This window comes from Enterovirga aerilata (genome assembly GCF_013044135.1).
GTDB classification, from domain to species: Bacteria; Pseudomonadota; Alphaproteobacteria; order Rhizobiales; family Beijerinckiaceae; genus Enterovirga; species Enterovirga aerilata.
Window position 1 is genome coordinate 1 of sequence record NZ_JABEPP010000008.1, and the last position, 26,009, is coordinate 26,009.

26 protein-coding genes, 1 tRNA gene and 1 pseudogene are annotated in these 26,009 nt (G+C 69.9%); 13 read left to right on the plus strand and 15 right to left on the minus strand.

Going from position 1 to position 26,009, the window contains the following annotated elements; all coding sequences use genetic code 11:
* The 3 genes and pseudogenes from HJG44_RS23065 to HJG44_RS23075 form a co-directional block, all read left to right on the plus strand.
* Window positions 1-123, plus strand: a pseudogene (locus tag HJG44_RS23065) (4-hydroxyphenylpyruvate dioxygenase); the annotation flags it as partial.
* A gap of 236 nt (window positions 124-359) precedes the next feature.
* Window positions 360-1,766: an APC family permease gene (locus HJG44_RS23070; protein WP_171220765.1), complete on the plus strand. Its 1,407-nt coding sequence runs from the start codon at window positions 360-362 to the stop codon at window positions 1,764-1,766.
* A gap of 22 nt (window positions 1,767-1,788) precedes the next feature.
* Window positions 1,789-2,115 (plus strand): MmcQ/YjbR family DNA-binding protein, encoded by a 327-nt coding sequence (locus tag HJG44_RS23075; protein ID WP_171220766.1) that lies wholly within the window; start codon window positions 1,789-1,791, stop codon window positions 2,113-2,115.
* 7 nt (window positions 2,116-2,122) lie between these two features.
* On the opposite strand, the gene HJG44_RS23080 is transcribed toward HJG44_RS23075, so the two are convergent.
* Both HJG44_RS23080 and HJG44_RS23085 read right to left on the minus strand, forming a co-directional pair.
* Window positions 2,123-3,289, minus strand: a complete 1,167-nt coding sequence (locus tag HJG44_RS23080) for a M20 aminoacylase family protein (RefSeq protein ID WP_171220767.1) — start codon at window positions 3,287-3,289, stop codon at window positions 2,123-2,125.
* 151 nt (window positions 3,290-3,440) lie between these two features.
* Complete coding sequence (locus tag HJG44_RS23085) at window positions 3,441-4,838, minus strand: aminotransferase-like domain-containing protein (RefSeq protein WP_246736456.1); 1,398 nt, start codon at window positions 4,836-4,838, stop codon at window positions 3,441-3,443.
* Window positions 4,839-4,953: 115 nt separating this feature from the next.
* On the opposite strand from HJG44_RS23085, the gene HJG44_RS23090 reads away from it, so the two are divergent.
* The gene (locus HJG44_RS23090; protein ID WP_171220791.1) at window positions 4,954-5,814 is read left to right on the plus strand and encodes a DMT family transporter; all 861 of its coding nucleotides are present in this window, start codon (window positions 4,954-4,956) and stop codon (window positions 5,812-5,814) included.
* A gap of 12 nt (window positions 5,815-5,826) precedes the next feature.
* On the opposite strand, the gene trmD is transcribed toward HJG44_RS23090, so the two are convergent.
* From trmD to HJG44_RS23125, 7 genes are all read right to left on the minus strand, one after another.
* Complete coding sequence (gene trmD, locus HJG44_RS23095) at window positions 5,827-6,519, minus strand: tRNA (guanosine(37)-N1)-methyltransferase TrmD (protein WP_346767246.1); 693 nt, start codon at window positions 6,517-6,519, stop codon at window positions 5,827-5,829.
* A gap of 25 nt (window positions 6,520-6,544) precedes the next feature.
* Window positions 6,545-7,168, minus strand: a complete 624-nt coding sequence (gene rimM / locus HJG44_RS23100; protein ID WP_171220768.1) for a ribosome maturation factor RimM — start codon at window positions 7,166-7,168, stop codon at window positions 6,545-6,547.
* A gap of 7 nt (window positions 7,169-7,175) precedes the next feature.
* Entirely contained in the window at window positions 7,176-7,565 is a 390-nt protein-coding gene (gene rpsP / locus HJG44_RS23105) for a 30S ribosomal protein S16 (protein WP_171220769.1), read from the minus strand.
* Between the two features lie 115 nt (window positions 7,566-7,680).
* Window positions 7,681-9,261: a signal recognition particle protein gene (gene ffh, locus HJG44_RS23110; protein WP_171220770.1), complete on the minus strand. Its 1,581-nt coding sequence runs from the start codon at window positions 9,259-9,261 to the stop codon at window positions 7,681-7,683.
* Between the two features lies 1 nt (window position 9,262).
* Window positions 9,263-9,481, minus strand: a complete 219-nt coding sequence (locus HJG44_RS23115) for an eL24 family ribosomal protein (protein WP_171220771.1) — start codon at window positions 9,479-9,481, stop codon at window positions 9,263-9,265.
* A 299-nt stretch (window positions 9,482-9,780) separates the two neighbouring features.
* Complete coding sequence (locus HJG44_RS23120) at window positions 9,781-10,329, minus strand: maltose acetyltransferase domain-containing protein (protein WP_171220772.1); 549 nt, start codon at window positions 10,327-10,329, stop codon at window positions 9,781-9,783.
* A gap of 105 nt (window positions 10,330-10,434) precedes the next feature.
* A complete protein-coding gene (locus tag HJG44_RS23125; protein WP_171220773.1) occupies window positions 10,435-10,956 on the minus strand; it encodes a PAAR domain-containing protein in 522 nt (173 codons plus the stop codon).
* A gap of 155 nt (window positions 10,957-11,111) precedes the next feature.
* Between HJG44_RS23125 and HJG44_RS23130 the strand changes: the two genes are divergently transcribed.
* Window positions 11,112-11,181 (plus strand) — tRNA-OTHER (locus tag HJG44_RS23130).
* A gap of 75 nt (window positions 11,182-11,256) precedes the next feature.
* On the opposite strand, the gene HJG44_RS23135 is transcribed toward HJG44_RS23130, so the two are convergent.
* From HJG44_RS23135 to HJG44_RS24330, 5 genes are read right to left on the minus strand one after another with little or no spacing between them, the layout of a single operon-like run.
* Complete coding sequence (locus tag HJG44_RS23135) at window positions 11,257-12,567, minus strand: NAD(P)/FAD-dependent oxidoreductase (protein WP_171220774.1); 1,311 nt, start codon at window positions 12,565-12,567, stop codon at window positions 11,257-11,259.
* A gap of 22 nt (window positions 12,568-12,589) precedes the next feature.
* Window positions 12,590-13,435, minus strand: a complete 846-nt coding sequence (locus HJG44_RS23140; RefSeq protein ID WP_171220775.1) for an ABC transporter permease — start codon at window positions 13,433-13,435, stop codon at window positions 12,590-12,592.
* Window positions 13,432-14,328: an ABC transporter permease gene (locus HJG44_RS23145; RefSeq protein ID WP_171220776.1), complete on the minus strand. Its 897-nt coding sequence runs from the start codon at window positions 14,326-14,328 to the stop codon at window positions 13,432-13,434. The genes HJG44_RS23140 and HJG44_RS23145 overlap by 4 nt, the downstream gene beginning before the upstream one ends.
* Complete coding sequence (locus tag HJG44_RS23150) at window positions 14,325-15,410, minus strand: ABC transporter ATP-binding protein (protein ID WP_171220777.1); 1,086 nt, start codon at window positions 15,408-15,410, stop codon at window positions 14,325-14,327. Before HJG44_RS23150 ends, HJG44_RS23145 begins: the two co-directional genes overlap by 4 nt.
* A 55-nt stretch (window positions 15,411-15,465) precedes the next feature.
* Window positions 15,466-16,110 carry a cupin domain-containing protein gene (locus tag HJG44_RS24330; protein ID WP_210261312.1) on the minus strand — a complete coding sequence of 215 codons (645 nt, stop codon included), beginning with the start codon at window positions 16,108-16,110 and terminating at the stop codon, window positions 15,466-15,468.
* Between the two features lie 365 nt (window positions 16,111-16,475).
* Between HJG44_RS24330 and HJG44_RS23160 the strand changes: the two genes are divergently transcribed.
* From HJG44_RS23160 to HJG44_RS23190, 7 genes are all read left to right on the plus strand, one after another.
* Window positions 16,476-17,513 carry an extracellular solute-binding protein gene (locus HJG44_RS23160; protein ID WP_171220779.1) on the plus strand — a complete coding sequence of 346 codons (1,038 nt, stop codon included), beginning with the start codon at window positions 16,476-16,478 and terminating at the stop codon, window positions 17,511-17,513.
* 114 nt (window positions 17,514-17,627) lie between these two features.
* The gene (locus HJG44_RS23165; RefSeq protein ID WP_171220780.1) at window positions 17,628-19,679 is read left to right on the plus strand and encodes a hydantoinase/oxoprolinase family protein; all 2,052 of its coding nucleotides are present in this window, start codon (window positions 17,628-17,630) and stop codon (window positions 19,677-19,679) included.
* Window positions 19,676-21,691 (plus strand): hydantoinase B/oxoprolinase family protein, encoded by a 2,016-nt coding sequence (locus tag HJG44_RS23170; protein ID WP_171220781.1) that lies wholly within the window; start codon window positions 19,676-19,678, stop codon window positions 21,689-21,691. The genes HJG44_RS23165 and HJG44_RS23170 overlap by 4 nt, the downstream gene beginning before the upstream one ends.
* 128 nt (window positions 21,692-21,819) lie before the next feature.
* Entirely contained in the window at window positions 21,820-22,974 is a 1,155-nt protein-coding gene (locus HJG44_RS23175) for an NADH:flavin oxidoreductase/NADH oxidase (RefSeq protein ID WP_171220782.1), read from the plus strand.
* Window positions 22,975-23,046: 72 nt separating this feature from the next.
* Window positions 23,047-23,943: a polysaccharide deacetylase family protein gene (locus tag HJG44_RS23180; RefSeq protein WP_171220783.1), complete on the plus strand. Its 897-nt coding sequence runs from the start codon at window positions 23,047-23,049 to the stop codon at window positions 23,941-23,943.
* 55 nt (window positions 23,944-23,998) lie between these two features.
* Window positions 23,999-24,277 carry a BrnT family toxin gene (locus HJG44_RS23185; RefSeq protein ID WP_171220784.1) on the plus strand — a complete coding sequence of 93 codons (279 nt, stop codon included), beginning with the start codon at window positions 23,999-24,001 and terminating at the stop codon, window positions 24,275-24,277.
* On the plus strand, window positions 24,250-24,600 hold the full coding sequence (locus HJG44_RS23190) for a BrnA antitoxin family protein (RefSeq protein WP_171220785.1): 351 nt from the start codon (window positions 24,250-24,252) through the stop codon (window positions 24,598-24,600). Before HJG44_RS23185 ends, HJG44_RS23190 begins: the two co-directional genes overlap by 28 nt.
* A gap of 11 nt (window positions 24,601-24,611) precedes the next feature.
* On the opposite strand, the gene HJG44_RS23195 is transcribed toward HJG44_RS23190, so the two are convergent.
* Window positions 24,612-25,367 carry an SDR family oxidoreductase gene (locus tag HJG44_RS23195; protein ID WP_171220786.1) on the minus strand — a complete coding sequence of 252 codons (756 nt, stop codon included), beginning with the start codon at window positions 25,365-25,367 and terminating at the stop codon, window positions 24,612-24,614.
* Between the two features lie 309 nt (window positions 25,368-25,676).
* On the opposite strand from HJG44_RS23195, the gene HJG44_RS23200 reads away from it, so the two are divergent.
* Window positions 25,677-25,841, plus strand: coding sequence for a hypothetical protein (locus tag HJG44_RS23200; RefSeq protein ID WP_171220787.1), 165 nt, complete (start codon window positions 25,677-25,679; stop codon window positions 25,839-25,841).
* The last annotated feature ends 168 nt before the right edge of the window (window positions 25,842-26,009 follow it).

Consider the following 26,009-nt stretch of genomic DNA (forward strand, 5'->3'; position numbering starts at 1 on the left):
TTCTTCGAGTTCATCCAGCGCAAGGGCGACGAGGGCTTCGGCGAGGGCAACTTCAAGGCGCTCTTCGAATCGATCGAGGAGGACCAGATCCGCCGCGGCGTGCTGAAGGAGAAGGCGGCTTAGGTAAGCGCGCATCTTCCCGCTTCGTCGGCATGAGCGGGAGGCGGCGGGCAGGTACGCGCCGTCCTTCCCCGGCACGGGCGGCGTTCTTGACCGGACCGGCCGCTCGCCGCAACCTAAGCACGTCCCATAACCGAGGCTCCCGCGAGCGATCTCGGGCGGATCGCTGAAGCGGAATCGTTCGTTCCGCGTTGACCTTTCGGGCGGACCGGCCAGAACGGTGCCGGAGGGAGGACGGGATGGCAGCGGAGCGCGAGGGCACCTCTTCGGCGCCACACCAGGACGAGCCCGGCCTGCACCGCGTGATCGGGCCCTGGCTCCTCCTGCTCTTCATCGTCGGCGACATCCTGGGCACCGGCATCTACGCGCTCACCGGCCAGGTCGCGAAGCAGGTCGGCGGGGCGGTGTGGCTCCCCTTCGTGGTGGCCTTCGTGGTCGCCCTGCTGACGGCGTTCAGCTACCTGGAACTCGTCACCAAGTACCCGCGCGCCGCCGGCGCCGCCCTCTATGTCCACAGGGCCTTCGGCGTCCATTTCGTCACCTTCATCGTGGCCTTCGCGGTGATGTGCTCCGGCATCACCTCGGCCTCGACCGCCTCGCGAGCCTTCGCGGCGAATTTCGCGGCCGCCTTCGGGTTCGGGACGGGCGCCTACGCGGTGACCCTGATCGGCCTCGCCTTCATGGCGGCGGTCGCGATCGTCAATTTCCGCGGCGTCGGCGAGAGCCTGCGGCTGAACGTGCTCCTCACCTGCGTCGAGCTGACCGGCCTTCTCATCGTGATCGCGGTCGGGCTCTGGGCGATCGGGGCCGGGCAGGGCGATGTCTCGCGCGTCACCGAGTTCCGCACTCCCGGCGATGCCGGCCTGTTCTGGCCCGTGATCGCGGCCACCACGCTCGCCTTCTTCGCCATGGTCGGGTTCGAGGACGCCGTGAACATGGCCGAGGAATGCAAGGAGCCGACCCGCATCTTCCCGAAGGTGCTGCTCGCGGGGCTCTTCATCACGGGCGTGATCTACGTGCTCGTCTCGATCTCGGCCGTGACGCTCGTCGCGCCCGAGGCGCTCGGCGAGGGCGAGACGCCGCTCCTCCAGGTCGTCCAGGCCGGCGCGCCCGGCTTCCCGATCGGCATCTTCGCCTTCATCACGATGTTCGCCGTCGCCAACAGCGCCCTCATCAACATGCTGATGGCGAGCCGGCTCGTCTACGGCATGAGCCGGGAAGGCGTGCTGCCGCCCGCGCTCGGGCGGGTGCATGCGGCGCGGCGCACGCCCTATGTGGCGATCGGCTTCACGAGCCTGCTCGCCTTCGGGCTCATCACCTTCGTGGGCGCGGTGCCGGCGCTCGGCGGCACGACCGCGCTGCTGCTGCTATGCGTCTTCACCGTGGTCAACGTGGCGGTGCTAGTGCTTCGGCGCGACCGGGTGGAGCATGAGCATTTCCGCACGCCGACCATCCTGCCCGTCCTCGGCGCGCTCACCTGCGCGTTCCTGGCCGGGCCCTGGACAGGCCGCGATCCGACCCAGTACGCGATCGCCGGCATCCTGCTCGGCATTGGGGTCGTGCTCTGGGGCGTGACCATCATGGCCCATCGCCCGGCTAGGGCGATGCGGCCGGGCGCGGTCCCCGGCATCACGCCCGCCGGATGAGACCCGGCTCGGCTCCCTCGCCGTGAGCACCGAAGCGGATCTGCGCCGGATCGCCCTCTCCCTCGCGGGAACGAGCGAGGCACCGCATTTCGACCGCACGGCGTTCAGGGTCGCCCGCATCTACGCGACCGTGCCGGCCGACGGGCTCACGGCCAATGTCCGGCTCTCGCCAGAGGAGCAGGAATTCAGGTGCCTGCTTCATCCCGGGGCGCTCGCGCCGGTCCCGAATGCCTGGGGCAGGCAGGGCTGGACCACGGTCACGCTCGCGGCGCTCGGTGCGGACGAGCTCGCCTCCATTCTCGAGGCGGCCTGGCGCGGCGCCCAGGGCAGGGCGCGGCGCCGCTCCTGAATCCCGCTCAGGCCGCGGCCGGCATGCGCTCCTCGATGATCCTGGCCCAGAGCGAGACCCCGTACGGGATGGCGTTGTCGTTGAAGTCGTAGGCCGGATGGTGGCACTGCGCCGAATCGCCGTTGCCGAGGAAGATGTAGGCGCCGGGCCGCTCCTGGAGCATGTAGGAGAAATCTTCCGCGCCCATCTGCGGCGGCACGTCCCGCTTCACGCCCGTGCCGACCGTCTCGGCCACTTTCGCCATGAACTCGGTCTGCTCGGGATGGTTGAAGGTGACCGGATAGCCGCGCGCATAGTCGACGGCCGCGGTCGCCCCGAAGGCGGCCGCGACGCTCCCGGCGATCTCCGAGATGCGCGCCTCCACGAGGTCCTGCACCTCGGGCTTCAGCGTCCGCACCGTGCCGAGCAGCGTCGCGTGCTGCGGGATGACGTTGTAGGTGTCGCCCGACTTGAACGAGCAGACGGAGACCACTGCGGATTCGAGCGGGTCGACGTTGCGCGCGGCGACCGATTGCAGCGCCACGACGATCTGCGCGGCCACGAGGAGGGTGTCGACGCATTTATGCGGATGGGCGGCGTGGCCGCCGCGGCCTTCGACCCGGATCGTGAACCGGTCGGCAGCCGCCATGACCGGGCCGGACCGGATGGCGAAGGCGCCGACGGGATGGCCGGGCCAGTTGTGCAGGCCGTAGACTTCCTGGATCCCGAACCGGGTCATGAGCCCGTCCTTCACCATGGCGTCGCCGCCGCCTCCTCCCTCCTCGGCCGGCTGGAAGATCATAACCGCCGTGCCGTCGAAATTGCGGGTCTCGGCGAGGTACTTGGCGGCGCCGAGCAGCATGGCGGTGTGGCCGTCATGCCCGCAGGCATGCATGAGGCCGGGGGTCTTCGACCTGTAGGGCGCGTTCGTCTCCTCCTCGATGGGAAGCGCATCCATGTCCGCCCGCAGCCCGATGACCTTGCCGCCGCCGCCGCGGCGCCCCTTGATGATCCCGACCACGCCCGTGCGGCCGATCCCGGTCACCACCTCGTCGCAGCCGAAGGCGCGCAGCTTGTCGGCGACCAGCGCCGCGGTGCGGTGCACGTCGTAGAGCAGCTCCGGATGGGCGTGCATGTCGCGGCGCCATTCCGTGACCTCGTCCGCGAGATCCGCGACGCGATTGATGACGGGCATGCGGCCTTCCTTTCGCCGGGTCTCCGGGCTTCCGATCGAAACTGAACGCTCAGGGCCGGCTGCGGTCAACCGGCGATGCAGCCCCGGATGCAACCGCCGCGCCGAACCGGAACGTGCGTGGCTCCGGCATGACGCAGAGGCCGGCGCTGCGCTACCGATCCGCTCCATCCATGGCGCGCGACAGGAGGGCGATAGCCCGAGGGTCAGACATCTGCGCGACGTTGAACCGCATGAAACCGCCGGCTGACCGAGAGGGACTGAACACGTCCCCGGGCGCGAGCACGAGCTTTTCGCGCAGGGCCGCACGGGCAAGCTCCGCCGCGTCCAGGCCTTCGGGGAGTTCGCACCACAGATAGAAGCCGCCGCGCGGCATCAGCCAAGGCCGGATCCCGAGGCGTTCCAGCTTCCCCGCAGCCTCCCGGCGGGCCTTCGACAGGCGCCGCCGGAGCGCATCCAGGTGCTTGCGGTAGCTCCCGTCGCTCAGCGTGGCGTATACGAGTTCCGCCGCGACGGGACTCGGCCCGCCGAAGCTCGTCGCGACCTGCAGATCGACCAGCGCTTCGATCCAGTCCGACCGCGCCGCGACATAGCCGCACCGGACCGATGCCGAGAGCGTCTTGGAGAAGCTGCCGATCCGGATCACGCGGGAGAGGCCGTCGAGAGCGGCGAGCCGGGGCGAGGGTTCGGGTTCGAGGTCGGCGAAGATGTCGTCCTCCACGATGGTGAGGTCGTGAGCCGCCGCGGCGTTGAGAATGCGGTGCGCCGTCTGCGGAGAAAGCGTCGCCCCGGTCGGGTTGTGGAGGGCGGAGTTGGTGATGTAGAGGCGCGGCCGGTGCGCGGCGAGCGCCTCGGAGAAGAGCGACGGGTCCGGCCCGGTCGGCGTGAACGGAACGCCGACGATCCGCACCTGGTGAACGCGCAGCAAGGCCTGGAAATTGAAGTAGCAGGGATCGTCCACCAGCACCCGGTCTCCCGGGCGAAGCAGCAGGCGGCAGATCAGGTCTATCGCCTGAGTACCTGACGATGTCAGGAGGAGCTGACTGGGCCGGAGATCGAGCCCTTCGGCTGCGAATTGCCGGGCGAGGAGCCGGCGCAGCGGCAGCGAGCCTCGCGTGTTGCCGTAATCCGCCAGCACGACGTCGTCGGCCTTGGCCAGTCCCCGCGCGGCGCGGCGAATGGCGGCGTTGGGCATCCAGCCGGAGGGCAGCCAGCCGCATCCCAGCTTCAGAACGTCCGTGCCCGCGTCGAGCGATTGGCGCGAGACCCATAACGGATCGACCGCCATGTCGCGCCGCGGCTCGACCTCGGCGATAGCGAGGGACGGGGCGCTTCGGGAAACGTAGAAGCCGGAGCCGGGCCGCGAGACGATCGTGCCCTCGGCGGCAAGGCGGTCGTAGGCTTCGACGACGGTGGACGGAGAAACCCCCATCACGGCCGCGAAGCGTCGGATGGACGGCAGCTTCTCGCCGGGCCCGAGGGCGCGGCCTGCCAGCTTGCCGCGGATCTCGTCCATGATTGCGGCCGTACGGGTCTTCGCGCTTCCGACCATCTCGAACAGCCGACCGTTCTGGGTCCGCGAGCCATACAGTTTCCTCGAACCGTATGGGAAGTGTGCCTGTCGGGCGTGACCGCGATCCATTAGCTGCGCCGGAGGAGGGATGGCGATGGGGCGGTCGACGAAAGGCTGGGGCAGCGGGCTGCTCGGCGTGATCATCTTCAGCGCCTCCCTTCCGGCAACGCGAGTGGCGGTGGGTGGGCTGCCGCCGCTTTTCCTCACCTCCGCGCGCGCCTCGATCGCGGCGCTCCTCGCCGCTGCGCTCCTGCTCGTCCTGAGGCAGGATCGTCCGGCCAGGAGCGATCTCGCATCGCTCGCCATCGTCGGGCTCGGCGTCGTGGTCGGATTCCCGCTCCTGACCGCCCTGGCCCTCCAGTACATCACCTCGGCACGGTCCATCGTCTTCATCGGGCTGCTGCCCGTCGCGACCGCGATCTTCGGCGTGCTGCGCGGCCGGGAGAGGCCGAAGCCGGTCTTCTGGCTGTACTCGCTTGCCGGCAGCCTGCTCGTGGCGGGCTTTGCGCTCTCGCAGGGCGGGGAGGCTTCCCTCCAGGGAGATATCCTGATGCTGGCGGCGATCCTGGTTTGCGGCCTCGGCTACGCCGAAGGCGCAGTCCTGTCGCGGCGGCTTGGCGGCTGGCAGGTGATCTCCTGGGCGCTGCTGCTGTCGCTGCCCGCCATGGCGCCCATAGCCCTCCTCACGCTGCCTGAGAGGCTGGGCGCCGTCGCCCCGCCCGCCTGGGCAGGGCTGGCCTATGTGTCCGTCTTCAGCATGCTGGTGGGATTCGTGTTCTGGTATCGCGGCTTGGCGCTCGGCGGCATCGCGGGCGTCGGGCAACTGCAACTGCTCCAGCCGTTCCTCGGGCTGGGACTTGCCGGTCTTCTCCTCGGGGAGCCGATCGACGGTGCGATGATCGCCGTCACGGCCCTGGTCGTCATGTGCGTGGCCGGAGCGCGGCGCTTCGCCTGAATCGCCCTCGGCTCAGCTCCGCGGGCGATTCAGCAAATCGGGCCGGCGCTCGCGCGTGATGCGCTCGGCCTCGGCGCGGCGCCAGCGCGCGATCGCGGCATGGTTGCCCCCGAGCAGGACGTCGGGGATGACCCGCCCCTCCCATTCGCGCGGACGGGTATATTGCGGATATTCGAGGAGCCCGGCCTCGAAGCTCTCCTCCGTCTCCGATGCCGCCGCGCCCATCACGCCCGGCAGCAGGCGGATGCAGGAATCGAGCAGCGCCAGCGCCGCGATCTCGCCGCCCGACAGCACGTAGTCGCCGATCGAGACCTCCTCCAGCGCGCGCGCCTCGATCGCGCGCTCGTCGACGCCCTCGAACCGGCCGCAGACGACGACCAGTCCGGGCCCGGCCGCGAGCTCGCGCACGCGGGCCTGGTTCAGCGGTTTTCCGCGCGGCGACATCAGGAGGCGGGGACGGGGATCATCGGCCGGAGAGGCGGCGTCCAGTGCGGCCGCGACGACATCGGGGCGCATCACCATGCCCGGCCCGCCGCCCGCCGGGGTGTCGTCCACGCGCCGGTGCCGGCCGATCCCGTGCTCGCGGATCTGCCGGGCCTCCAGCGACCAGCGTCCAGCGCCGAGCGCGTCCCCCGCCAGCGAGAGCCCGAGCGGACCCGGAAACATCTCCGGAAAGAGCGTCAGGACGGTGGCGCGCCAGGTCACAGGGCCGTGGTCTCGCAGCGGATCGTCACGGGCCGGCTTCCTCCGCGCTCTCGGGTTCCGCCACCTCGCCGGGAGAGAGCGCGCCCTCCGCGACGGTGACGAAGCCGCCTTCGAGATCCACGGCCGGCACGAAATCCTTCATGAAGGGCACCAGGATCGTCGGCCCGCGCGGCGGCGCGATCTCAAGGAGGTCGCCGCCGCCGTAATTCGGCACGGCCACGACCGTGCCGACCGTCTCGCCGGCCTCCGACCGGACGGCAAGCCCGATCAGGTCGGCGAGGAAATACTCGTCCTCCCCTTCCGGCTCGCCGAGCCTTTCGCGCGGGAGATAGAGCCCGACCCGGTTCAGCGCCTCGGCGGCCTCGCGGGTCCCGACGCCCTCGACCTGCGCGACGAGGAGGTCGGGCTGGTCGCCCGCGGCCTGCCGGACGGAACGGAGCGTGACGCTCCGCCCGTCGGCGGTCCGGAGCGGGCCGTAGGACGCGATGGCGAGCGGGTCGCCCGTATGCGACTTCAGCCGCACCTCGCCCTTCAGGCCGTGCGCGCGCCCGAACTCGCCCATGAGGACGAGGTCCTTCTGCAGGGACGCGTCCGGCGCCCCCGCACCCTGGTTCCGCCCGGAGGCGGGACGCCGCGGCCCGCGGGCCATGGCGCGGCTACGCTGCGGGCTCGCCCGCCTCGCCGCCGGCCGCGGCCATGGCGGCCGCCGCCTTGGCCTTCAGCTCGCGCGCATTGGCGAGCTCCTGGGCCTTCTTGCCGGGCTGCCCCTTCTGCGGGTTGTTGCGCGGCGGGCGCTTGGCGAGGCCGGCCGCGTCGAGGAAGCGGAGCACGCGGTCGGTCGGCTGCGCGCCCTTGGCGAGCCAGGCCTGGACCTTCTCGGTCTCGAGCGTGATGCGGGCCGGATCGTCCTTCGGCTTCATCGGATCGTAGGTGCCGACCTTCTCGATGAAGCGGCCGTCGCGCGGGGAGCGCGAATCGGCGATGACGATGCGGTAATACGGGCGCTTCTTGGCGCCGCCGCGGGCGAGACGGATCTTCAGGGACACGGTTCTTCTCCTAACTCAGGTTTGTCTTGGCCGGGCTTGTCCCGGCCATCCACGATCTTGTCTGCTGCTTGCGTGGATGCTCGGGCCAAGCCCGGGCATGACGGCGCGAGCGCCGTCACTTCTTCTTGCCTCCCCCGAGCGGGAAGCCGCCGAGGCCGGGCAGCTTCGGCATGCCGGGCCCGCCGAGGCCGGGAAGCTTGGGCATGCCGCCGGGGCCGCCGAGGCCGGGCGGGAGCTGGGGCATCTTGCCCCCGGGCAGACCGGGCATGCCGCCCGCCCCGCCCATCTTCCTTTCCAGCTCCGCCATCATCTCCGGCGTCGGCTGCGGCATGCCGCCCATCCCGCCGCCGCCGATGCCCATCATCCGGCCGAGCATGCCGGAGAGGCCCTTGCCCTTGCCGCCGCCCATCATCTTCATGACGTCGGCCATCTGGCGGTGCATCTTGAGGAGCTTGTTGACCTCCTCGACCTTGGTGCCGGAGCCGGCCGCGATGCGCTTCTTGCGCGAGGCCTTCAGGATGTCCGGGTTGGCCCGCTCGGCCTTGGTCATGGACGAGATGATGGCGCGCTGGCGCTTCACCATGCCGTCGCCGAGCCCCGCCTCCGCGATCTGGTTCTTGATCTTGCCCATGCCGGGCAGCATGCCCATGAGGCCGCCCATGCCGCCCATGCGCTCGACCTGGGCGAGCTGCTCGGAGAGGTCGTCGAGGTCGAACTTCCCCCGACGCATCTTGTCGGCGATCTTCTGCGCCTTGGCGGCGTCGATCGTCTCGGCCGCCCGCTCGACGAGCGACACCACGTCCCCCATGCCGAGGATGCGGTTGGCGACCCGGCCGGGGTGAAACTCCTCCAGCGCATCGACCTTCTCGCCCGTGCCGACGAGCTTGATCGGCCGGCCGGTGACGGCCCGCATGGAGAGGGCGGCGCCGCCGCGGGCGTCGCCGTCCATGCGGGTCAGCACGATGCCGGTCACGCCGATGCGCCCGTCGAAGGCGCGCGCCGTATTGACGGCGTCCTGGCCGGTGAGAGCATCGGCGACGAGCAGCACCTCGTGAGCGTTGGTCGCGGCCTTGACCTCCGCGGCCTCGGCCATGAGGGCCTCGTCCACGGTGACGCGGCCCGCCGTGTCCAGCATCACGACGTCGAAGCCGCCCAGCCGGGCCGCCTCGATCGCGCGCCGGGCGATCTGGACCGCGCTCTGCCCGGCGACGATCGGCAGCGTCTCGACGCCGACCTGCTTGCCCAGGATGGCGAGCTGCTCCATGGCGGCCGGGCGGCGCGTGTCGAGCGAGGCCATCAGCACGCGCCGGTTCGACCGGTCCGTGAGGCGCTTGGCGATCTTGGCCGTCGTGGTCGTCTTGCCCGAGCCCTGCAGGCCGACCATCAGGATCGGCACAGGCGGGACGGCGTTCAGGTCGATCGTCTCGGCATCCGAGCCCAGCATCTCGACGAGCTGGTCGTGCACGATCTTCACAACCATCTGGCCGGGCGTCACCGACCTGATGACCTCGGCGCCGACCGCGCGCGTGCGCACCTTGTCGACGAAGGAGCGCACCACCTCGAGCGCGACATCCGCCTCGAGCAGCGCGCGCCGCACCTCGCGCAAGGCGGCGTTGACGTCCTCCTCGGTCAGCGCGCCGCGGCGCGTCAGACCGTCGAGGATCGACGACAGCTTCTCGGAAAGACCTTCGAACATGCTACTCGGCCGTGCCGCCCATGGAAACCTCGAGCCGGCGGTTCGCCAGCGCGGCCTCGAAGTGATTGACGGCCCTCTCGAACTTGTCGCGGCAGCCCGGATTGCAGAAGCCCACCACCGCCCCCGCATAGCGGGTGAGCGAATCCGCCGCGATCGGCTTTCCCGACCACGGGCAGGTCTCGTTCACCGCATCCTCGATGCGCAGGTCCTGATCCGCCATCTGCTCTCTCCGGCGCCACCGCCGGGCTTGGCCCGGCGACCGCGACGAGACAAGCTCGGGCCGTTCGGGTCGCCGTGGCCGGGAATCCTCGGGTTGGACCCGAGGACGGCCATGACAGAGACGGGGCGCGCACCCAAACGCCAAGAACGCCCGAGGGCGCATCGCGCTGTCGGGCGTTGACCTCCGGCGAAGCACCAGGTGCCCCGGACCGGTCGGCGGCTGAAAAGCTCGCTCGTCTCGATTGTGCCCGGGACTTAGGCGACGGCCGCCGGAAAGTCAATTTGGAACAGCCGCATAGGCTATCGCGGCCGCGCCGGATTGCCCGCGACGGTCGAGCCCGGCGCCACGTCGCGGGTCACGACGGCGCCGGCGCCGATGATCGCGTCGTCGCCGACCGTGACGCCGGGGAGGATGATGGCGCCGCCGCCGACCCAGACGTTGCGGCCGATCGCGACGGGACGGCCGAATTCGAGCCCCTCGGCCCGCTGCGCCGGATCGCGCGGATGGTCGGCCGCATAGATCTGTACGGCCGGCCCGATCTGGGTCGCCTCCCCGATCGAGACGGCGCAGACGTCGAGGATGACGCAGTTGAAGTTCAGGAACACGCCCCGCCCGACGCGGATGTTGAAGCCGTAGTCGCAGAAGAAGGGCGGGCGGATCACGGCGCCGTCGCCCACGAAGGCCAGGCGCTCGCGCAGAAGCCGCCGCCGCTCCTCGGGGGAGGCCGCGAGGGCGGCATTGTAGGCGGCGAGCCAGACCTTGTTCGCCGCGAGATCCGCCTGGATCCCGGGATCGTCCGGCCGATAGAGCTCGCCGGCCAGCATCTTCTCTGTCTCGGATCGCGCCATGGCAACGGAAAAGCCCCGCCGGCCCTGGGGCCGACGGGGCACGTCTCAGATCATTCCCGGGGAGGGGAACGGCGCGCCGGGCCGTCGGTTCCCGCGCGCCGTCTCTCAGCCGCCGACCAGGACCGTGAACTCGCCCTTGGCGATCGGATCCGGCCCGCCGAGGGCTTCCAGCACCTTGTCCCCCTGCCGGCAGAGGGGCAGGCCGTTGACCAGCACGGTCTGCGAGCCGTCGATGACGTAGCCCGGGCCGTGCGGCGGGACCGGGGTGGGGATCGGGCAGATATGCATGTCGGGCGTGCCCATGCCGCCGGTCGAGGCGGCGGCCCCGGCCGCGAGGCCGCTCATCAGCGAGCTCATCGCGCTCGCGGCCGCGGTCTTCGCCGCCTGCTCGGCCGCATAGGCCGCGGGCGCGCCCGGCGTCCCGGCCGCCGCGATCGTGGCCGTCTCGGCGGCCTTGATCACGGCGTCGCTCGCCTGCTGCGCCGCCTGCAGGGCCGAGGCCGCCGCGGCAGGAAGCCCGCGCCAGGCCGGCAGCTTGCCGATGAGCACGTTGTGGCTGCCCGGGCCCGGGTTCAGCGGGGGTCCGTGCGACGTGATGTCGGTGACACGCGCGGCCGGGCGTCCCATGCTCACCTCCGAGGCGCTGAGCGGTCCCATTGTGCCAGAGAGGGGCCGCGCGGTCGAGCGGAGCGCCGCGCGCTCCGGCGTTAACCAAGCCTTAAGGATGCGGTCGACCGCGGCGCGGGTCGGACTATCCTGCCGCGAAGCCGAGCGCTGCGCATGGGGCCATAGCTCAAGGCAGAGCGCTTCGAAAGAAGAGGTGGGCGGTTCGATTCCGCTCTGGTTCCACCAGCCCGGCGGGATCGCGCCGACCGCTGACGGGCCGGCGCCCGCCTCCGGGACGGCGCGGCCCGTCCGGTTCGGCAGTCACCCTCCTTGGCGCTGCCGGTCCTTCAGCCTGTCCTGCGTGGTGAGCCAGGCCATGTAGGGCGGCAGGAACCACGGCGTGCCGTTGAAGAACGGGACCGCGGCCGGCGGCCGGAAGTCGAGCGCGGAGGATCCGTCCTCCCCGAGGACCTGGAGCGCGGCCTTCCGGCCGGCCCAGCGCGCCCAGACGACGCCCGAGCCGCAATAGCCGGCCGCGTAGCGCATCCCGTCGCGCGAGAAGATGCGCGGGACCATGTCGCGGTTCATGGCGACGTAGCCGTACCAGCTATGGGTGATCGCGATGCCGTCGAGCTCGGGGAAGAGCTCGACGAGCATGTGCCGGAGGCGCTTCGTCGGCGCGTCGGTCTCGCCCGCGACCGTGCCGTCGCGCCCGCCGAACAGGATGCGCGTCCCGTCGGGCGAGGGCCGGTAGTAGTAGCTGAGGTTGCGCGTGTCGGAGACCATCATCCGGCGCGGCATGAGCTCGCCCATGAGGTTGGGCGAGATCGGGGCGGTCGCGATGATGCGGCTGCGGATCGGGACGAGGCGGCGGCGCAGCCACCTGTCCGAGCCGTCCGTGTAGCCGTTCGTCCCCACGACGACGTGGCGCGCGCGCACCTTTCCGCGGGCGGTGGAGACCTCGTAGCCGTCCCCGTCCCGCGCGATGCCGAGGACCGCGGTCTCGGCATGGAGCGTCGCGCCCGCCGAAAGGGCGACGCGGAGCATCTCGGCCAGGAACTTGCCCGGATGCAGCCCGCCGATATCCATCCGGACATTGCCGCCGTAATAATAGTCGGTGCCGAGCACGTCGCGCTGCTCGCCGCGCGGCACGGCATAGGCCTCGATCCCGAAGGTCTTGCGCAGGTAGTCGGCGTCGCGGGCGAGCCCCTCGTAATCGCCCGGCGCCGCCGCGCCGGCGAAGCGGCCCACGAGCTTGAAGTCGCATTCGATCTTCTCGTCCGCGATGAAGCGGTAGAGGTCCTCGCGCGCGGCCTTGGACTCGGCCAGGATCGCCTTGGCGCGCTCCTCGCCGAATTTCCTGGTCATGGCCGCGAGGCTGGGGCGGAGATTGCCGCTGGTGATGCCGCCGTTCCGGCTCGAGGCGCCTTCGCCGGGGCGCTGCTTGTCGAAGACGAGGACCGAGCGCCCGGCGCGGGCGAGGGTGATGGCCGCGCTGAGCCCCGTATACCCCGCCCCCACGATCACGACGTCGGCGCTGGGCGCGACGGGAACCTGCTCGAGCCGCCGGAGCGGGGCGGCCTCCCACCAGTAGGGATCCGGGCTGATCGGGCGCTGCGCGGTCGTGGCCATGGCGAAACCTTCCGTCGCCGCCTCAGGCGGCGGTGAACTTCTCGATCCCGTAGAGGGCGTTGACGACGAGCAGCGTCGCAACCGCGATCAGCATCTGCACCGTCGAGATCGCCGCAATGGAGGGGTCGAACTGGTTCTGCATGTAGCTCAGCATGATCACCGGCAGCGTGTTCGTGCTGGACGAGCCGAAGAAGAAGGACAGCGGCAGGTTGTCGAGCGAGATGAGGATCGCGAAGAGCGCGCCCGCGAAGATGCCGGGCCGGATGAGCGGCAGCGTCACGTGGCGCAGCGTCTGCCAGCGCGAGGCGCCGAGCACGGCCGCGGCCTCCTCGAAATCGGGCGGGAGCGAGCGGTACACGGCCAGCGCCGTGCGCGCCACATAGGGGATCGCGACCACGGTATGGGTGATCAGGAGCGCCGTGAACGAGATCCCGAGCCCCATGGCGGAGAGCAGGTAGAGGAGCGAGAAGCCGAGCACGATCGCGGGCACCGAGATCGGCGCGAGCAGGAGGTTCGCGACCGCCGCCGCGGTCGCGCTGCGGGAGCGCGCCACCCAGAGCGCCGCCGGCACGCCGAGCCCCGCACCCAGGACGGCGGAGCCGACCGCCACCTGGATCGAGACGATCAGCGAATCGATGAAGGGCTTGTATTCCAGGATCCGGGCGTACCAGCGCAGGCTGTAGCCCGGCAGCGGGAACACGATGAAGGTCGCCGACGAGAACGACACCCAGACCACCGCCGCGATCGGCAGCAGCAGGAAGACCAGGAAGAGGACCACGTAGAGCCCGAGCGCCCAGGCCGCGTGGTTGCGGCGGGCGCGGCGTCGCAGCGGCGGGGCTGCGACCGTGGCGGTGGCCTGCTCGATCATGCCTTCACTCCCTCGCGGCGGACGAAGCGGGCCTGCAGGGCGAGGCAGATCAGGGCGAAGACGAGGAGCACGTTGCCCATCGCGGCCGCGAAGCCGACATCCTGCGTGAGGTTGAACTGCTGGTAGATCAGGAGCGACAGCGTCGTGACCTTGCCGCCGCCGAGCAGCAGCATGGTGAGGAAGCTGCCATTGGTCAGCACGAAGACCAGGATGCAGCCGGTCGCGATCCCGTCGAGGCTCAGCGGCAGCGTGATGCGCACGAAGGTCGAGAGCTTGCCCGCGCCGAGGATCCGGGCGGATTCCTCGAGCCTCACGTCGACGCCCTGCAGCACCGAGGTGATCGACAGCACCATGAACGGGACGAGGACGTGGATCAGGCCGATATAGACCATGATCGGCTCGTTCAGGATGTTCAGCGGCCGCTCCAGCAGGCCGGACTGGACGAGCCAGGTATTCATCAGCCCGCGCCGCGCGAAGAGCACGTTCCAGCCGAAGGTGCGCATGATGATGGAGGTGAGGAGCGGCGCGATCAGGCAGAAGACGATCAGCGCGTTCCAGCGCCCGGCATAGCGCACCATGAAATACGAGACCGGGTAGCCGATGATCAGGCAGGCGATCGTGGTGAGGATCGCGACCTTGAAGGTCTCGAACAGGACGCCGGCGTAGTAGGCGTCGGTCAGGAGCTTGACGTAGTAGACGAAGGGGCCCGCCGCGACCGTCTCCGGTCCCGTGATGCTGCGAAGGACGTTGGCGGCCAGCGGCAGGACGAAGAAGAGCGCGAGGAAGGCGAGCACGGGCCAGGCCCAGCTCGGGCCGGCGAGGCGGAAGCGCCCGCGCGAGCGGCGGCGCGCGCTCGCGGGGGCCGGGGTCGCGGCGATCGCCTCCGAGGTCATGGGGCGGGCCGGTCCTGCAGGAGGATGGCGCTGTTCGCCGGCCAGGTCAGGCCGACGCTGCCGTCGGGCGGCACCTCCTGCCGGCTCTGGGTATAGACGAAGATCGGCTCGCTCTGGCCCTCGATGCCGAGCTCGTAGGCGTAGTAGCTGCCCCGGAACACCACGTCGCGCACCTTGGCCGGCAGCGAGCGCGGCTCGGGGCTGCCGATCCGCAGCCGCTCGGGCCGGACCGCGATCCGTACGCGGCGGCCGGCCGAAAGACCGGATTCGCTCGCGACGCGGCCCTCGCCGCCGCCCGCATCGAGCTTCAGCGTCCATTCGCCGGGCTGCGCCTCGCCCGTGACCACGCCCGAGAAGATGTTCGCGGTGCCCAGGAACTCCGACACGAACTGCGTGCGCGGGCGGTCGTAGACCTCCGTCGGCGTGCCGATCTGGACGATCTCGCCCTCGGCCATCACGGCGACGCGGTCGCTCATCGTGAGAGCCTCCTCCTGGTCGTGCGTGACCAGGATGGACGTGATGCCGAGCCGCTTCTGGATCTCGCGGAGCTCGAACTGCATGCGCTCGCGCAGGTTCTTGTCCAGCGCGCCGAGCGGCTCGTCGAGCAGGAGGATCGCGGGATCGGTCACGAGCGAGCGCGCGAGCGCGATGCGCTGCTGCTGCCCGCCCGAGAGCTGGTGGATGGAGCGGTCCTCGAAGGATCCGAGCCGGACGAGGTCCAGCATGCGCCGCACGCGGGCCGTCCGCTCGGCCGCGCCGACGCCGCGCATCTTCAGGCCGAAGGCCACGTTCTCGCCGACCGTCATGTGCGGGAACAGGCTGTAGTTCTGGAACACCATGCCGAGCGCGCGCTTGTTCGGCGGCAGCTCCGTCACGTCGCGCTCGCCGATGAAGACGGAGCCCGTATCGGGCATCTCGAAGCCGGCGATGATGCGCAGCGTCGTGGTCTTGCCGCAGCCCGAGGGGCCGAGCAGGGCCAGCATCTCGCCGCCGCGGACGTGCAGCGTGAACGGCTTCAGGGCCTGGACGGGGCCGAAGCTCTTGCTGACGCCCTCGAGCCGGAGTGGGACGGATGCGCTCATTGCGGCCTTCCTGCGCGGGAGTGTCGGGGCAAGCGGACCTGGTACAGCGACGCTCTCACAGATGCCGGTCGAGCGGCACGGCGCCGATGATCCAGAGGACCTTCGTCACCTCGTCGAGCGGATTGCGGAAGCTGTGCGGCAGCGAGCTGTCGAACACGAAGCTGTCGCCCTCGCCGAGATGCGCCTCGTCCTCGCCGACGCGCAGGACGAGCTCGCCCGAGAGCACCATGCCGCCCTTCTCGGCCGGGTAGCGGAGCGGGGAATCGCCCGAGGAGCCGCCCGGCTGGATGTGCAGGATCATGAACTGCAGGTTGTGATGTCCGCCCGAGGAGAGAAGCTCCTTCGAGAGCTGGGCGAATTCGAGCCGCGGCCGGCGCGAGGCGCGGCGGACGAAATCCGGATCCTGCTGGATCTTCGGCAGTTCCTGGAACAGCTCGGTGAGCTCCACGCCGAGCGCGCGGCGGATCGCCGTGACGACGCGGACGGACGGATTGGTCAGGTCGCGTTCGACCTGGCTCAGCATGCCGACCGACACGCCGGAGGCCTGGGCGAGGTCCTGCAGGGACATGCCCTTCTCGCGCCGCAACCGCCGGACGACGCTGCCCACGCTCGGAGGCGCACCCTCCGGAACCGGTTCCGCCGCCGGGACCTGCTCCGTCGCCGCCGGGAGCTGCTGCTGCTTTACCGCTTGCTGCGCCACGTCTGTTCAATCCTGTCGCAAATCTGCCCAAGCGACGTTCAGTATGTTGAATATCTGGCGCGCAGATGACTGTCCACTCGGGGTTTGCGTGAGGGGGCAAAACGGATTTCCAAGAGGTGTCCGGGTGGGGTGGGTCCGATCTCCCGGGAAGGCTCCGCAACCGTCGTGCCAGGGCGCGGCGGCCCTCCAGCCCGGTTGCCGGTGCAAATCCTGTGGACGGCGCGTCCTGGGGCGGCTTCAGGCCGGAAAACGTCGCACGGGTCGGGAAACCCGATTTCAGCCGCTTGCGTCAGCGTTCACGATATTGAATGATCGGGTCCGCCGCAGGCTCCCGCCTCGGTTCTCGGTCTTCAGAGGAGCACGAAATGCGCGAGCATGCGAGTCGGCGGTGGATGGCGGCGCTGGCGGGCGCCTGTGGTGTGTCCCTGGCCGGAGCGGCCTCGGCGGCCGACCTCACCGTCGGCGCCTTCGGGGGCGTCTGGGAGCAGAGCCTCCGCAAATGCACGATCGAGCCCTGGACGAAGAAGACGGGCAAGACGGTCGACGTCGTGCTCGGCGCGCCCGTGCAGTGGCTGAACCAGATCGCCGCGAGCCCGCAGAAGCCGCCTTTCGACGTGCTCTACCTGCCGACCGAGAACGCCTTCGACGCGATCGAGCGCGGCCTCGCCGACAAGATGCCGGTCGAGAAGGTGCCGAACATCGCGCAGCTCCAGCCGCATTTCCAGACGATCGGCAACGGCTCGGGCGTCGTCCACAACTACGGGGCGATGGGGCTGATCTACAACGCCGATACCGTCAAGAACCCGCCGAAGACCTGGAAGGAGTTCGTGGACGGTACGCTGGCCGGCAAGTGGAAGGCCACGATGCCGAACATCAACTATCCGAGCGCGGGTCTGACCATTTCGGTCTGGCGCTTCGCCGACCTGTACGGCGGCAACATCGACAACATCCAGCCCGGCATCGACATCGTGAAGAAGATGCGGGCCAGCGGCAATATGGGGCTATGGAGCGACCCGAACCAGGTCCTCAACTCTCTGAAGAGCGGCGACATCGACGTCGCCATGTACTGGGACGGCCGGGCCTGGGCCTTCATCGACGAGGGCAACAAGGAGTTCAAGTACTACAATCCCGAGCCGGGCGCGGTCACCGGGATGACCTGGGTGCAGAAGATCAAGAATTCCAACGAGCTGGCCTACGACTACATCAATTTCGGGCTGTCGGCGGAGGCCCAGTCCTGCTTCGGCTCCGCCATCCGGTACGGCGTCGCGAACAAGGATGCGAAGTTCGACCCGAAGGTCGCGCACCAGATCACCAAGTACGACGAGCTCGTCTTCCCGCCCTTCAAGGACATCCCGCCGCGGCAGGCGAAGTGGGTGGAGATCTGGAACAAGGAAATCCGCTGACCGGGCCGCCCCGCAGCGGCCAGGCAGGGCCGGGCTCGCGTCCCGCGAGGCCGGCCGCCGAGTTCATTGTCCGGGCGCCGCGAGAGGATCCGGCGCCCGCCGGAGGCTGAGTTCATGACCTATCGCGTGGGCGTCGATATCGGCGGCTCCTTCACCGACTTCGCGCTGTTCGACGAGGAGACGAAGGATCTTCGCAGCCTGAAGGTCTTCTCGCGGCCCGACCAGCCGGGCGCCGAGGTGCTGGAAGGCGTCCGCCTCGTCGGCGAGCGCTACGGGATCGCCCCCAGGGACATCACCTATTTCACCCACGGCACGACGGTCGGCATCAACACCGTCATCCAGCGCAAGGGGCTGAGGCTCGCGCTGCTCACGACGGAGGGCTTCCGGGACGTCCTCGAACTCGGCCGGCTCAAGATCCCGGACATGTACAATCTGCTCTCCAAGCGGCCCGATCCGCTGATCACCCGAGACCTGGTCTACGGCATCCCGGGCCGCATCCTGGCCGACGGCTCGGAGAAGCAGGCGCTGGACGAGGCCGCGGTCGAGGACGCCGTGAAGAGGGCGCAGGCGGCGGGCGCGGAGGGGATCGTCATCTCGTTCCTGCACGCCTACCGGAACGACGCGCACGAGAGGCAGGCCAAGGCCGTCGTGCAGCGCGTCGCGCCGGGCCTCCCGGTCTTCTGCTCGAGCGAGACCTGGCCGATCATCCGCGAATACGAGCGTACCATCACGTCGGTGATCGGCGGCTACGTGCAGCCGCGGGTGTCGCATTACCTGAGCTCGCTCCAGCAGGCCCTGAAGGATGCGGGCGTCGCGGCCGATCCGCGCCTCACCAAGTCCAACGGCGGCGTCATGACCGCCGAGCAGGGCAAGACCGAATGCGTGCAGATGATCCTGTCGGGCACGGCGTCCGGCGTCATCGGCGCGAGCTACGTGGCGGAGGTCTGCGGGATCGGGCGCTGCATGAGCCTCGATATCGGCGGCACCTCGGCCGACGTCGCGATCATCATCGACGGCCAGCCGCAATACGGGGTCGGCGAGAAGATCGGGGAGTTCCAGATCTTCATCCCGTCGGTCTCCGTCTCGTCCATCGGCGAGGGCGGCGGCTCCATCGCCTGGGTGGACGGGCAGGGCGTGCTCCGCGTCGGCCCGGAGAGCGCCGGCTCGCGGCCGGGCCCGGCCTGCTACGGCCGCGGCGGCACGCGCGCGACGATCACGGACGCCTTCGTGGCGCTCGGCCTGATCGGCCATGCCGATCTCGGCTACAACGCCGTGAAGATCGATATCGGCAAGGCGCGCGAGGTCGTGGGCGAACTCGCCGATAAGCTCGGCAGGAGCGTCGAGGAGACCGCCGAGGCGATCATCGATATCGCGGTCTCGGGCATGTATTCCGACGTCTCGGGTCTCGTCTCGCGCTTCGGCGTCGATCCGCGCGAGTTCTCGTGCCTCGCCTTCGGGGGCGCGGGCCCGATGCTGGCCTGCTTCCTGGCGCGCGAGCTGCGCATGAAGGAGGTGGTCGTGCCGCTGACGCCCGGCGTGCTGAGCGCGCTCGGCGGGCTCATCGCCGACCTCAAGAACGACTTCATCAAGACCGTCTATCTCGACCTCGCGCCCGGCGCCGACGAGGTCATCCGCGGCGAGTTCGCGGGGCTGCGCGAGCGCGCGCTGAAATGGCTGCGCGACGACCAGGGCTACGGCGGCGAATACGCGCTCTCCTACTCGGCCGAGATGCGCTACCGCGGCCAGTCCTTCGAGATCGACACGCCGCTGGACCAGGCGGCGATCGAGGCCGGCGACCTCGAGGCGCTCGGCCGTGCCTTCCACGCCGAGCACGAGCGCATCTACGGCCATTCCGACCCGCATGCCGCCATCCAGGTCGTGACGGTGCGCCTCGTCATCTCGGGCAAGACGAGGAAGCCGGAGATCCCCAAGCGCGAGCTGCAGCCGGGGCCGGCCAGGAGGGCCGGCGAGATCGAGGTCTATCTCGACGGCAGCAAGCGGCGGATCGGGCTGTACCACCGCAAGGAGCTCGTCCCCGGCCAGACGCTCGACGGTCCGGCGGTCGTCGCTCAGGACGACTGCACCACCGTCGTGCCGCCGGGCTTCACGCTCGCGGTCGACGCCTTCGCCAACCTTCGGATCACCGCGGCGGGAGCGGTCCAATGAAGATCGACAACACGACCCTCCAGGTCCTGGCGAATTACTGCGCGGCGGCCGCCGAGAGCATGGGCTGGACGCTGATGCGCACGGCGCACTCGACCTTCGTCAAGGAGACGGAGGATTTCTCCTGCCAGGTGATGACCAAGGAGGGGCTGACCGTCGCCTCGCCCAAGACCTTCGGGGCGACCTGGTACACGGGCCTCGATTACGGCGGCGTCATCGACCGCTTCGACTATCAGGAAGGCGACATCTGCTGCGTGTCGGATCCCTATTCGGGCTTCGTCGCGACGCATGCGCCGGATCTCCACATCTGGAAGCCCGTGTTCCGCGACGGCGAACTCGTCTGCTTCGTCGGCAACCACATCCACAACACCGATGTCGGCGGGGCGGTGCCGGCCTCGCTCTCGCGCAGCCTGACGGAGGTGCACCAGGAGGGCCTGCGCATCCCGCCGATGCGGCTCATGCGCGACGGCAAGCTGAACGAGGACCTGCTGCGCATCGTCGAGACGAATGTCCGCCTGCCGGAGCAGAACTGGGGCGACCTCAACGCCCAGATCGCCTGCGTCAACGTGGGCGAGCGCAAGGTGCAGGAGATCATCGACCGCTTCGGGAAGGAGGCATTCTCCTCCGGCCTCGGCCAGCTTCTCGACTATGCCGAGAGCCAGGCCCGGGCTGTGATCCGCGACCTCCCGGACGGCGAGTATTTCTTCGCCGATTACGCGGACGAGGACCAGGCCGGCGGCTACCCGGTCCGCATCGCCGTCACGCTCAGGATCCACGGCGACACCCTGACGATCGACTATACGGGATCGGACCCGCAGCTCGTCTCCTCCCTCAACATGCCGACGGGCGGCAACGAGCGGCATTCGCTGGCGATGGTCGGCTGCGTCTACGCGCTCTACTGCCTCGACCCGACGATCATGCTGAACCACGGCCTCGTGCGCCCCTGCCGCGCGATCCTGCCGGAGGGCACGGTCATGAACGCCGTGCATCCGGCGGCGGTCGGCATGCGGAGCCTGATGTCGAACCTCGCCCAGACCGTCACGATCGGGGCCTTCGCGCGCGTCCGGCCCGACCGCCTGCCCGCCTCGCCCGGGAGCGGCGTCTCGATCATGAACGTGAAGACGGCGACCAGGGCGGGCAAGACCGTCATGGCCTCCATCGGCCCGGTCGGCGGCGGCGCGGGCGGCGGCCCCTATGCGGACGGCGCGGAAGGTTGCGGCGCCAACATGTCGTACCTGAAGAACACGCCCGTCGAGATCAACGAGGCCGAGGTACCGATCGAGATCCGGCGCTACGGCATCGTGCCCGATTCCGGCGGCCCGGGCCGCTATCGCGGCGGCTCCGCGGCCGAGATGGAGTTCCAGCTCTTCGCGCCGCAATCGCTGGTCACGGCGCGCAACCGCGACCGCTCGGTCTTCTCGGCCTGGGGCGTGCAGGGCGGCATGGCCGGGCGCGTCTCGCGCTTCGCCAAGAACCCCGGTACGGAGGGCTGCGTGGAACTCGGTTCGCAGGACGTCGTCCATTGCGACCCGGGCGACGTCATCCTGATCCAAGGGCCCGGTGCCGGCGGCTATGGCAGCCCGCTCGAGCGTCCGGCGGAGCTCGTCGCGACCGACGTCCGCCGCGGCTTTGTGTCGGCCGAGAGCGCGCGCGAGAATTACGGCGTGGTGCTGACCTCCGGCCTGGCCGTGGACGAGCCTGCGACCGCCAAGCTGCGGGGCGAGCTCTCGCGCCGCTTCACGATCTCGGAATTCGGCCATGGTCCCGGCCGCGTCGCCTTCGAGAAGACCTGGACCAAGCCGCGCTACGACGCGATCACGCACGTGCTGTCGGAGGTGCCGGTGACCTGGCGCTACTTCGTCAAGCACCAGATCTTCGCGGCCATCGGCAGGGAGCCGGCTCCGGCCGGCGGAGGCGCCGAGGACGTCTATGCGGCCTACGAGGCGGTGCGCGGCCGCTTCGGCGAGCTCCCCGCCGTGGTCCGGCCCGGCCGCGCCCCGATCGCGGCCGAGTGAGGTCGCCGGGCCGGGCGCGTCCCGGCCCTCCGCCAGCAGGACATGTCCGGCCGCCTGCGGAAGCCGCGCGCGCGGTCGGACGGCACAGGGAGAGTGCGGTGAACGCACAGACGAGCATCTCGACCTCAATGTTGTTCAGTCGCTATCAGCTCAGGGGCGTGACCTTCCCGAACCGCATCGTGATCGCGCCGATGCAGATGTACATGACCGCTCCCGACGGCCTCCTGACGGACTGGCACTTCCAGCACCTGGCGAAATTCGCCGTCGGCGGCGCCGGGACCGTGATGACGGAGGCGCTGATCGTCGATCCGGTCGGCCGCAACACCTATGGCGATGCCGGCATCTGGTCAGACGACCACATCCCGCCGCTCGCGCGCCTCGCCGATTTCCTGCACCGGCAGGGTGCGGTGGCGGCCGCGCAGCTCCACCATGCCGGTCCGAAATCCTCCCGCCAGCGCCCCTGGGAAGGCCTCGGCCCGCTGGGCGACAAGGAGGCCTTGAGGGGCGAGAAGCCATGGCAGCCGGTGAGTTCCACCGACAGCGCCAGCGTCGCCGGCTGGCACCGGCCGCGGGCGATGACGAAGGACGAGATCCGCAAGCTCGTCGAGGATTACGGCGCGGGCGCGCGCCGGGTGGACCGCGCCGGCTACGACGTGCTCGATATCCACGCCGCGCACGGATACCTGATCCATTCCTTCCTCTCGCCCGTCGCGAACAAGCGCGAGGACGAGTATGGCGGCGACATCTGGGGCCGGATGCGGCTCGCGCTCGAGATCGCCGAGAGCGTCCGCGCGAACTGGCCGGCCGGGAAGCCGATCTTCTTCCGCATCTCCTGCGTGGACTGGCGCAGGGACCTGGACGACCGGACCGACGGCTGGACGATCGAGGATTCCTTCGTGCTGGCGCGCGAGCTGCACAAGCGCGGCATCGACCTGATCGACTGCTCGTCCGGCGGCATCCGGGCCGAGAACTCGCTCATGGACTACGCCAAGAAGCGGCAGAAGCTGCAGCGCGGCTTCCAGGTGCCGCATGCGGAGGCGATCCGCCGCGAGACCGGCATCCCGACCATGGCGGTCGGCGTGATCCTCGACGGGCCGCAGGCGGAGGCCATCCTGCAGAAGGGTCAGGCCGACCTCATCGCGATCGGCCGCGAGGCGCTCACCGATCCGCACTGGGCGCTCCATGCCGCCCAGGCGCTCGGCATCGACCCGCAATGGCAGAAATGGCCGCCCTCCTATGGCTGGTGGCTGGAGCTGCGCGAGCGCATCGGCATCGCCGATTGACGGCCCGGCGGCGTTGACGGTCAGGGCAGGGCGGCTCGCCAATCTGCCCGGCAGGCGTGAGGATCACCGGACATGACGATCGAGAAGCCGCGCGAGCCCTGGCAATGGCCGGAGGAGCAGTGGCGCAGGATCGTCGGCCATGTCCGGGCCGGGCGATCCTACCGGCCGAAGACCTGGAAGGACGGCAAACGCTGCGCGGTCGCGCTGTCCTTCGACGCCGACCACGAGACGAACGAGCTGCGGGACGGCGGCAAGTCGATCGGGCGCCTGTCCTGGGGGCAATACGGCAACCGCGTCGGGGTGCCCCGCATCCTCGGGCTGCTCGATCGCCATGACGTCAAGGCGACGTTCTACGTGCCGGCGGTCGCCGCGCTCCTGCACGAGGACGAGCAGCGGCGCGTGGTGGCCGAGGGGCACGAGATCGGCATCCACGGCTGGATCCACGAGCTGAATTCGGTCCTGCCCTACGAGGCCGAGCGCGACCTGATGTTCCGCTCCGCCGACGCGCTGGAGCGCATCACGGGCATCCGGCCGGTCGGGCTGCGCACCCCGTCATGGGATTTCAGCCCGAACACGCTGGCGATCGAGAAGGAGCTGGGCCTCCTCTACGACTCGTCCCTGATGGCGGACGAGGATTGCTACGAGCTGCTTCTCGACGGCGAGGAGACCGGCATCGTCGAGCTGCCGGTCGAGTGGGTGCGCGACGACGCGGTGTATTTCATGATGCACCGCTTCCAGTCGCTGCGGCCCTATACGCCGCCCGCGGATGTGCTCGACATCTTCCGCCGCGAGTTCGACGCCGCCTGGGAGGAGGGCGGCCTGTTCCAGCTCACGATGCACCCGCACATCATCGGCTACCGCTCGCGCATCTGGATCCTCGACGAGCTGATCCGCTACGCCAAGTCGAAGGACGTGTGGTTCGCCACCCATGCCGAGGTCGCGGCCTACGCGAAGGAGAACGCCGCTTAAGGGAGGGTTCGCCCGGCAGGCTTGCCACGCGAGCTTTTCGTAGTACATAAAGATCGTGGCGATCAGCTTCGATCCCGCGAAAAGCGAGAGGAACCGCGAGGAGCGGGGTCTTCCGTTCGAGGTGGCGGAGCTGTTCGAGTTCGAAACGGCGATCGTACGTCAGGATGTGCGTTTGGAGTACGGGGAGCCCCGCTACCAGGCGCTTGGCCGGCTCGGCGAGATGATCTGCTTTCTCGTGTTCACGCCGACGTCGGATGGGTTTCGAGTGATCTCGCTTCGCAAGGCAAGCCGGAGAGAGCGGAAGACATGGCTCGCAAGCCGAACCCCGGATTGATCGACGATGACGCGCCGGAATTGTCCGATGCCGAACTCGCCGAGATGCGACCTGCGCGGGATGCTCTTCCGCCCGAGCTTTATGCCGCGCTGACGCAGCGAAAGCCCGGCCAGCGCGGGCCGGGGAAAAAGCCGGCCATGGTGCCCGTGACCGTGCGCCTGGCGCCCGACGTCGTCGCGGCGTTCAAGGCCACGGGCGAGAACTGGCAGAAGCTCATGCGCGACGCGATCGTGGCTGGACGGCCTGACCGGGCGGAGAGCGGACAAGAGCCGCGGCCCGATCCGAAGAGGACGCGCCTGCAAAAGCGCTGGGGTGCAGCTTAGCCGTTCGCGGCCTACAGCCGCCCCCCATCCACCGACAGCACCTGTCCGGTGATCCAGCCGGCCTGTTCGCTGGCCAGGAACAGCGAGGCGGCCGCGATGTCCTCCGGGCTGCCGAGCCGGTGCGTGTGCAGGCCGTCCAGCACCTTCCGCTGGCCCTCGGGCCCGTAGCTTTCCCATTGCGCATGCGTCGCCGGGTTCGTGAGGATGAGCCCGGGCGCGACCGCGTTCACGGTGGTGCCGAGCGGCGCGAGTTCCCAGGAGAGTTGGCGCACCAGGCCCACCAGCGCGTGTTTGGAGGCGGCGTAGGCCTGGATGCCGGTCAGGCTCGGGCGCAGCCCGGCTCCCGACGCGATCGCCACGATGCGGCCCCAGCCGGCCTTCCTCAGATGCGGTGCGGCTGCCTGCGCGAGCCAGAAGGCGCCGTCCACATTCGCCTCGAACAGCACGCGCCAGTCGCGCTCCGAGATCTCCTCGATCGGCCGGCCGACCTGGCCGCGCACGCCCCCCGCGGCGAGCGCCAGGATGTCGAGCCGGCCTTCCGCCGCCACGATGTCGGCCGCGAGCTTGTGCGAGGCCTCGCGGCCGGAGAGGTCGCAGGCATGGACGGGGGCGGAGAGCGCCTCGCCCACCGCTCCGACGCCCTCCGCGTCGAGATCGGCGAGATGCACGCGCGCGCCCGCCTCCTTGAAGGCCTTCGCCATGGCGCGGCCGATCCCCTGCGCGGCCCCTGTGACGAGAACGACGCGCCCATCGAACCTGATCTGCACTGAACGGACTCCGAAGATGATGCGCCGGCACCGGGCCGGCGCGGCAGTGGGCGGGCTACTTCGCCGGTTCGACGTCGTAGGCGGGAGGGTCCTCGTCCGCCCGGGGTTGCTCAGGACGACCTGGTCCTTCTGCATCGCCCAGGCGGCGCCGACGATCGCCGTCGGGATGAGGAGGTCGGCAGCATGCCACCCCGCGATCCGATCTGTCGACAGGCAGGATCGCGAGGCGGGGCGCCGGCGCGGCGTCCTTCCCGCCTGCGGCGCCCTGGCTCCCTTGTGCAAGACGCCAGACGACGAGCCGGGGAGGACATGGCCGATGAGATTCGATCCGCCGCCATGCTCGGCCGGAACGTGATCGTGGACAACCGCACGGGCGCCGGCGGCACCATCGCGGAATACGCGTTGGATCTGGCGCAGGATCTGGCGAAGTGGTCGAAGGTCCTGAGGGAGGCCGGGATCAAGCTCGCGGAGTAGCGGCTACTTTCTCTGCCCGCCCTGTCCGGTTGTGGCCGGGGCGGCGACGAGCTTCGCTTCCGGCTCGCCGAAATGGTGGAAGCGCTCGCGGGCGTAGCGGACGAGCGCGAGGTAGCGGTAGATGCCGTGCACGAACTTGGAATAGGGCAGCGTCAGGAAGAGCGCGAA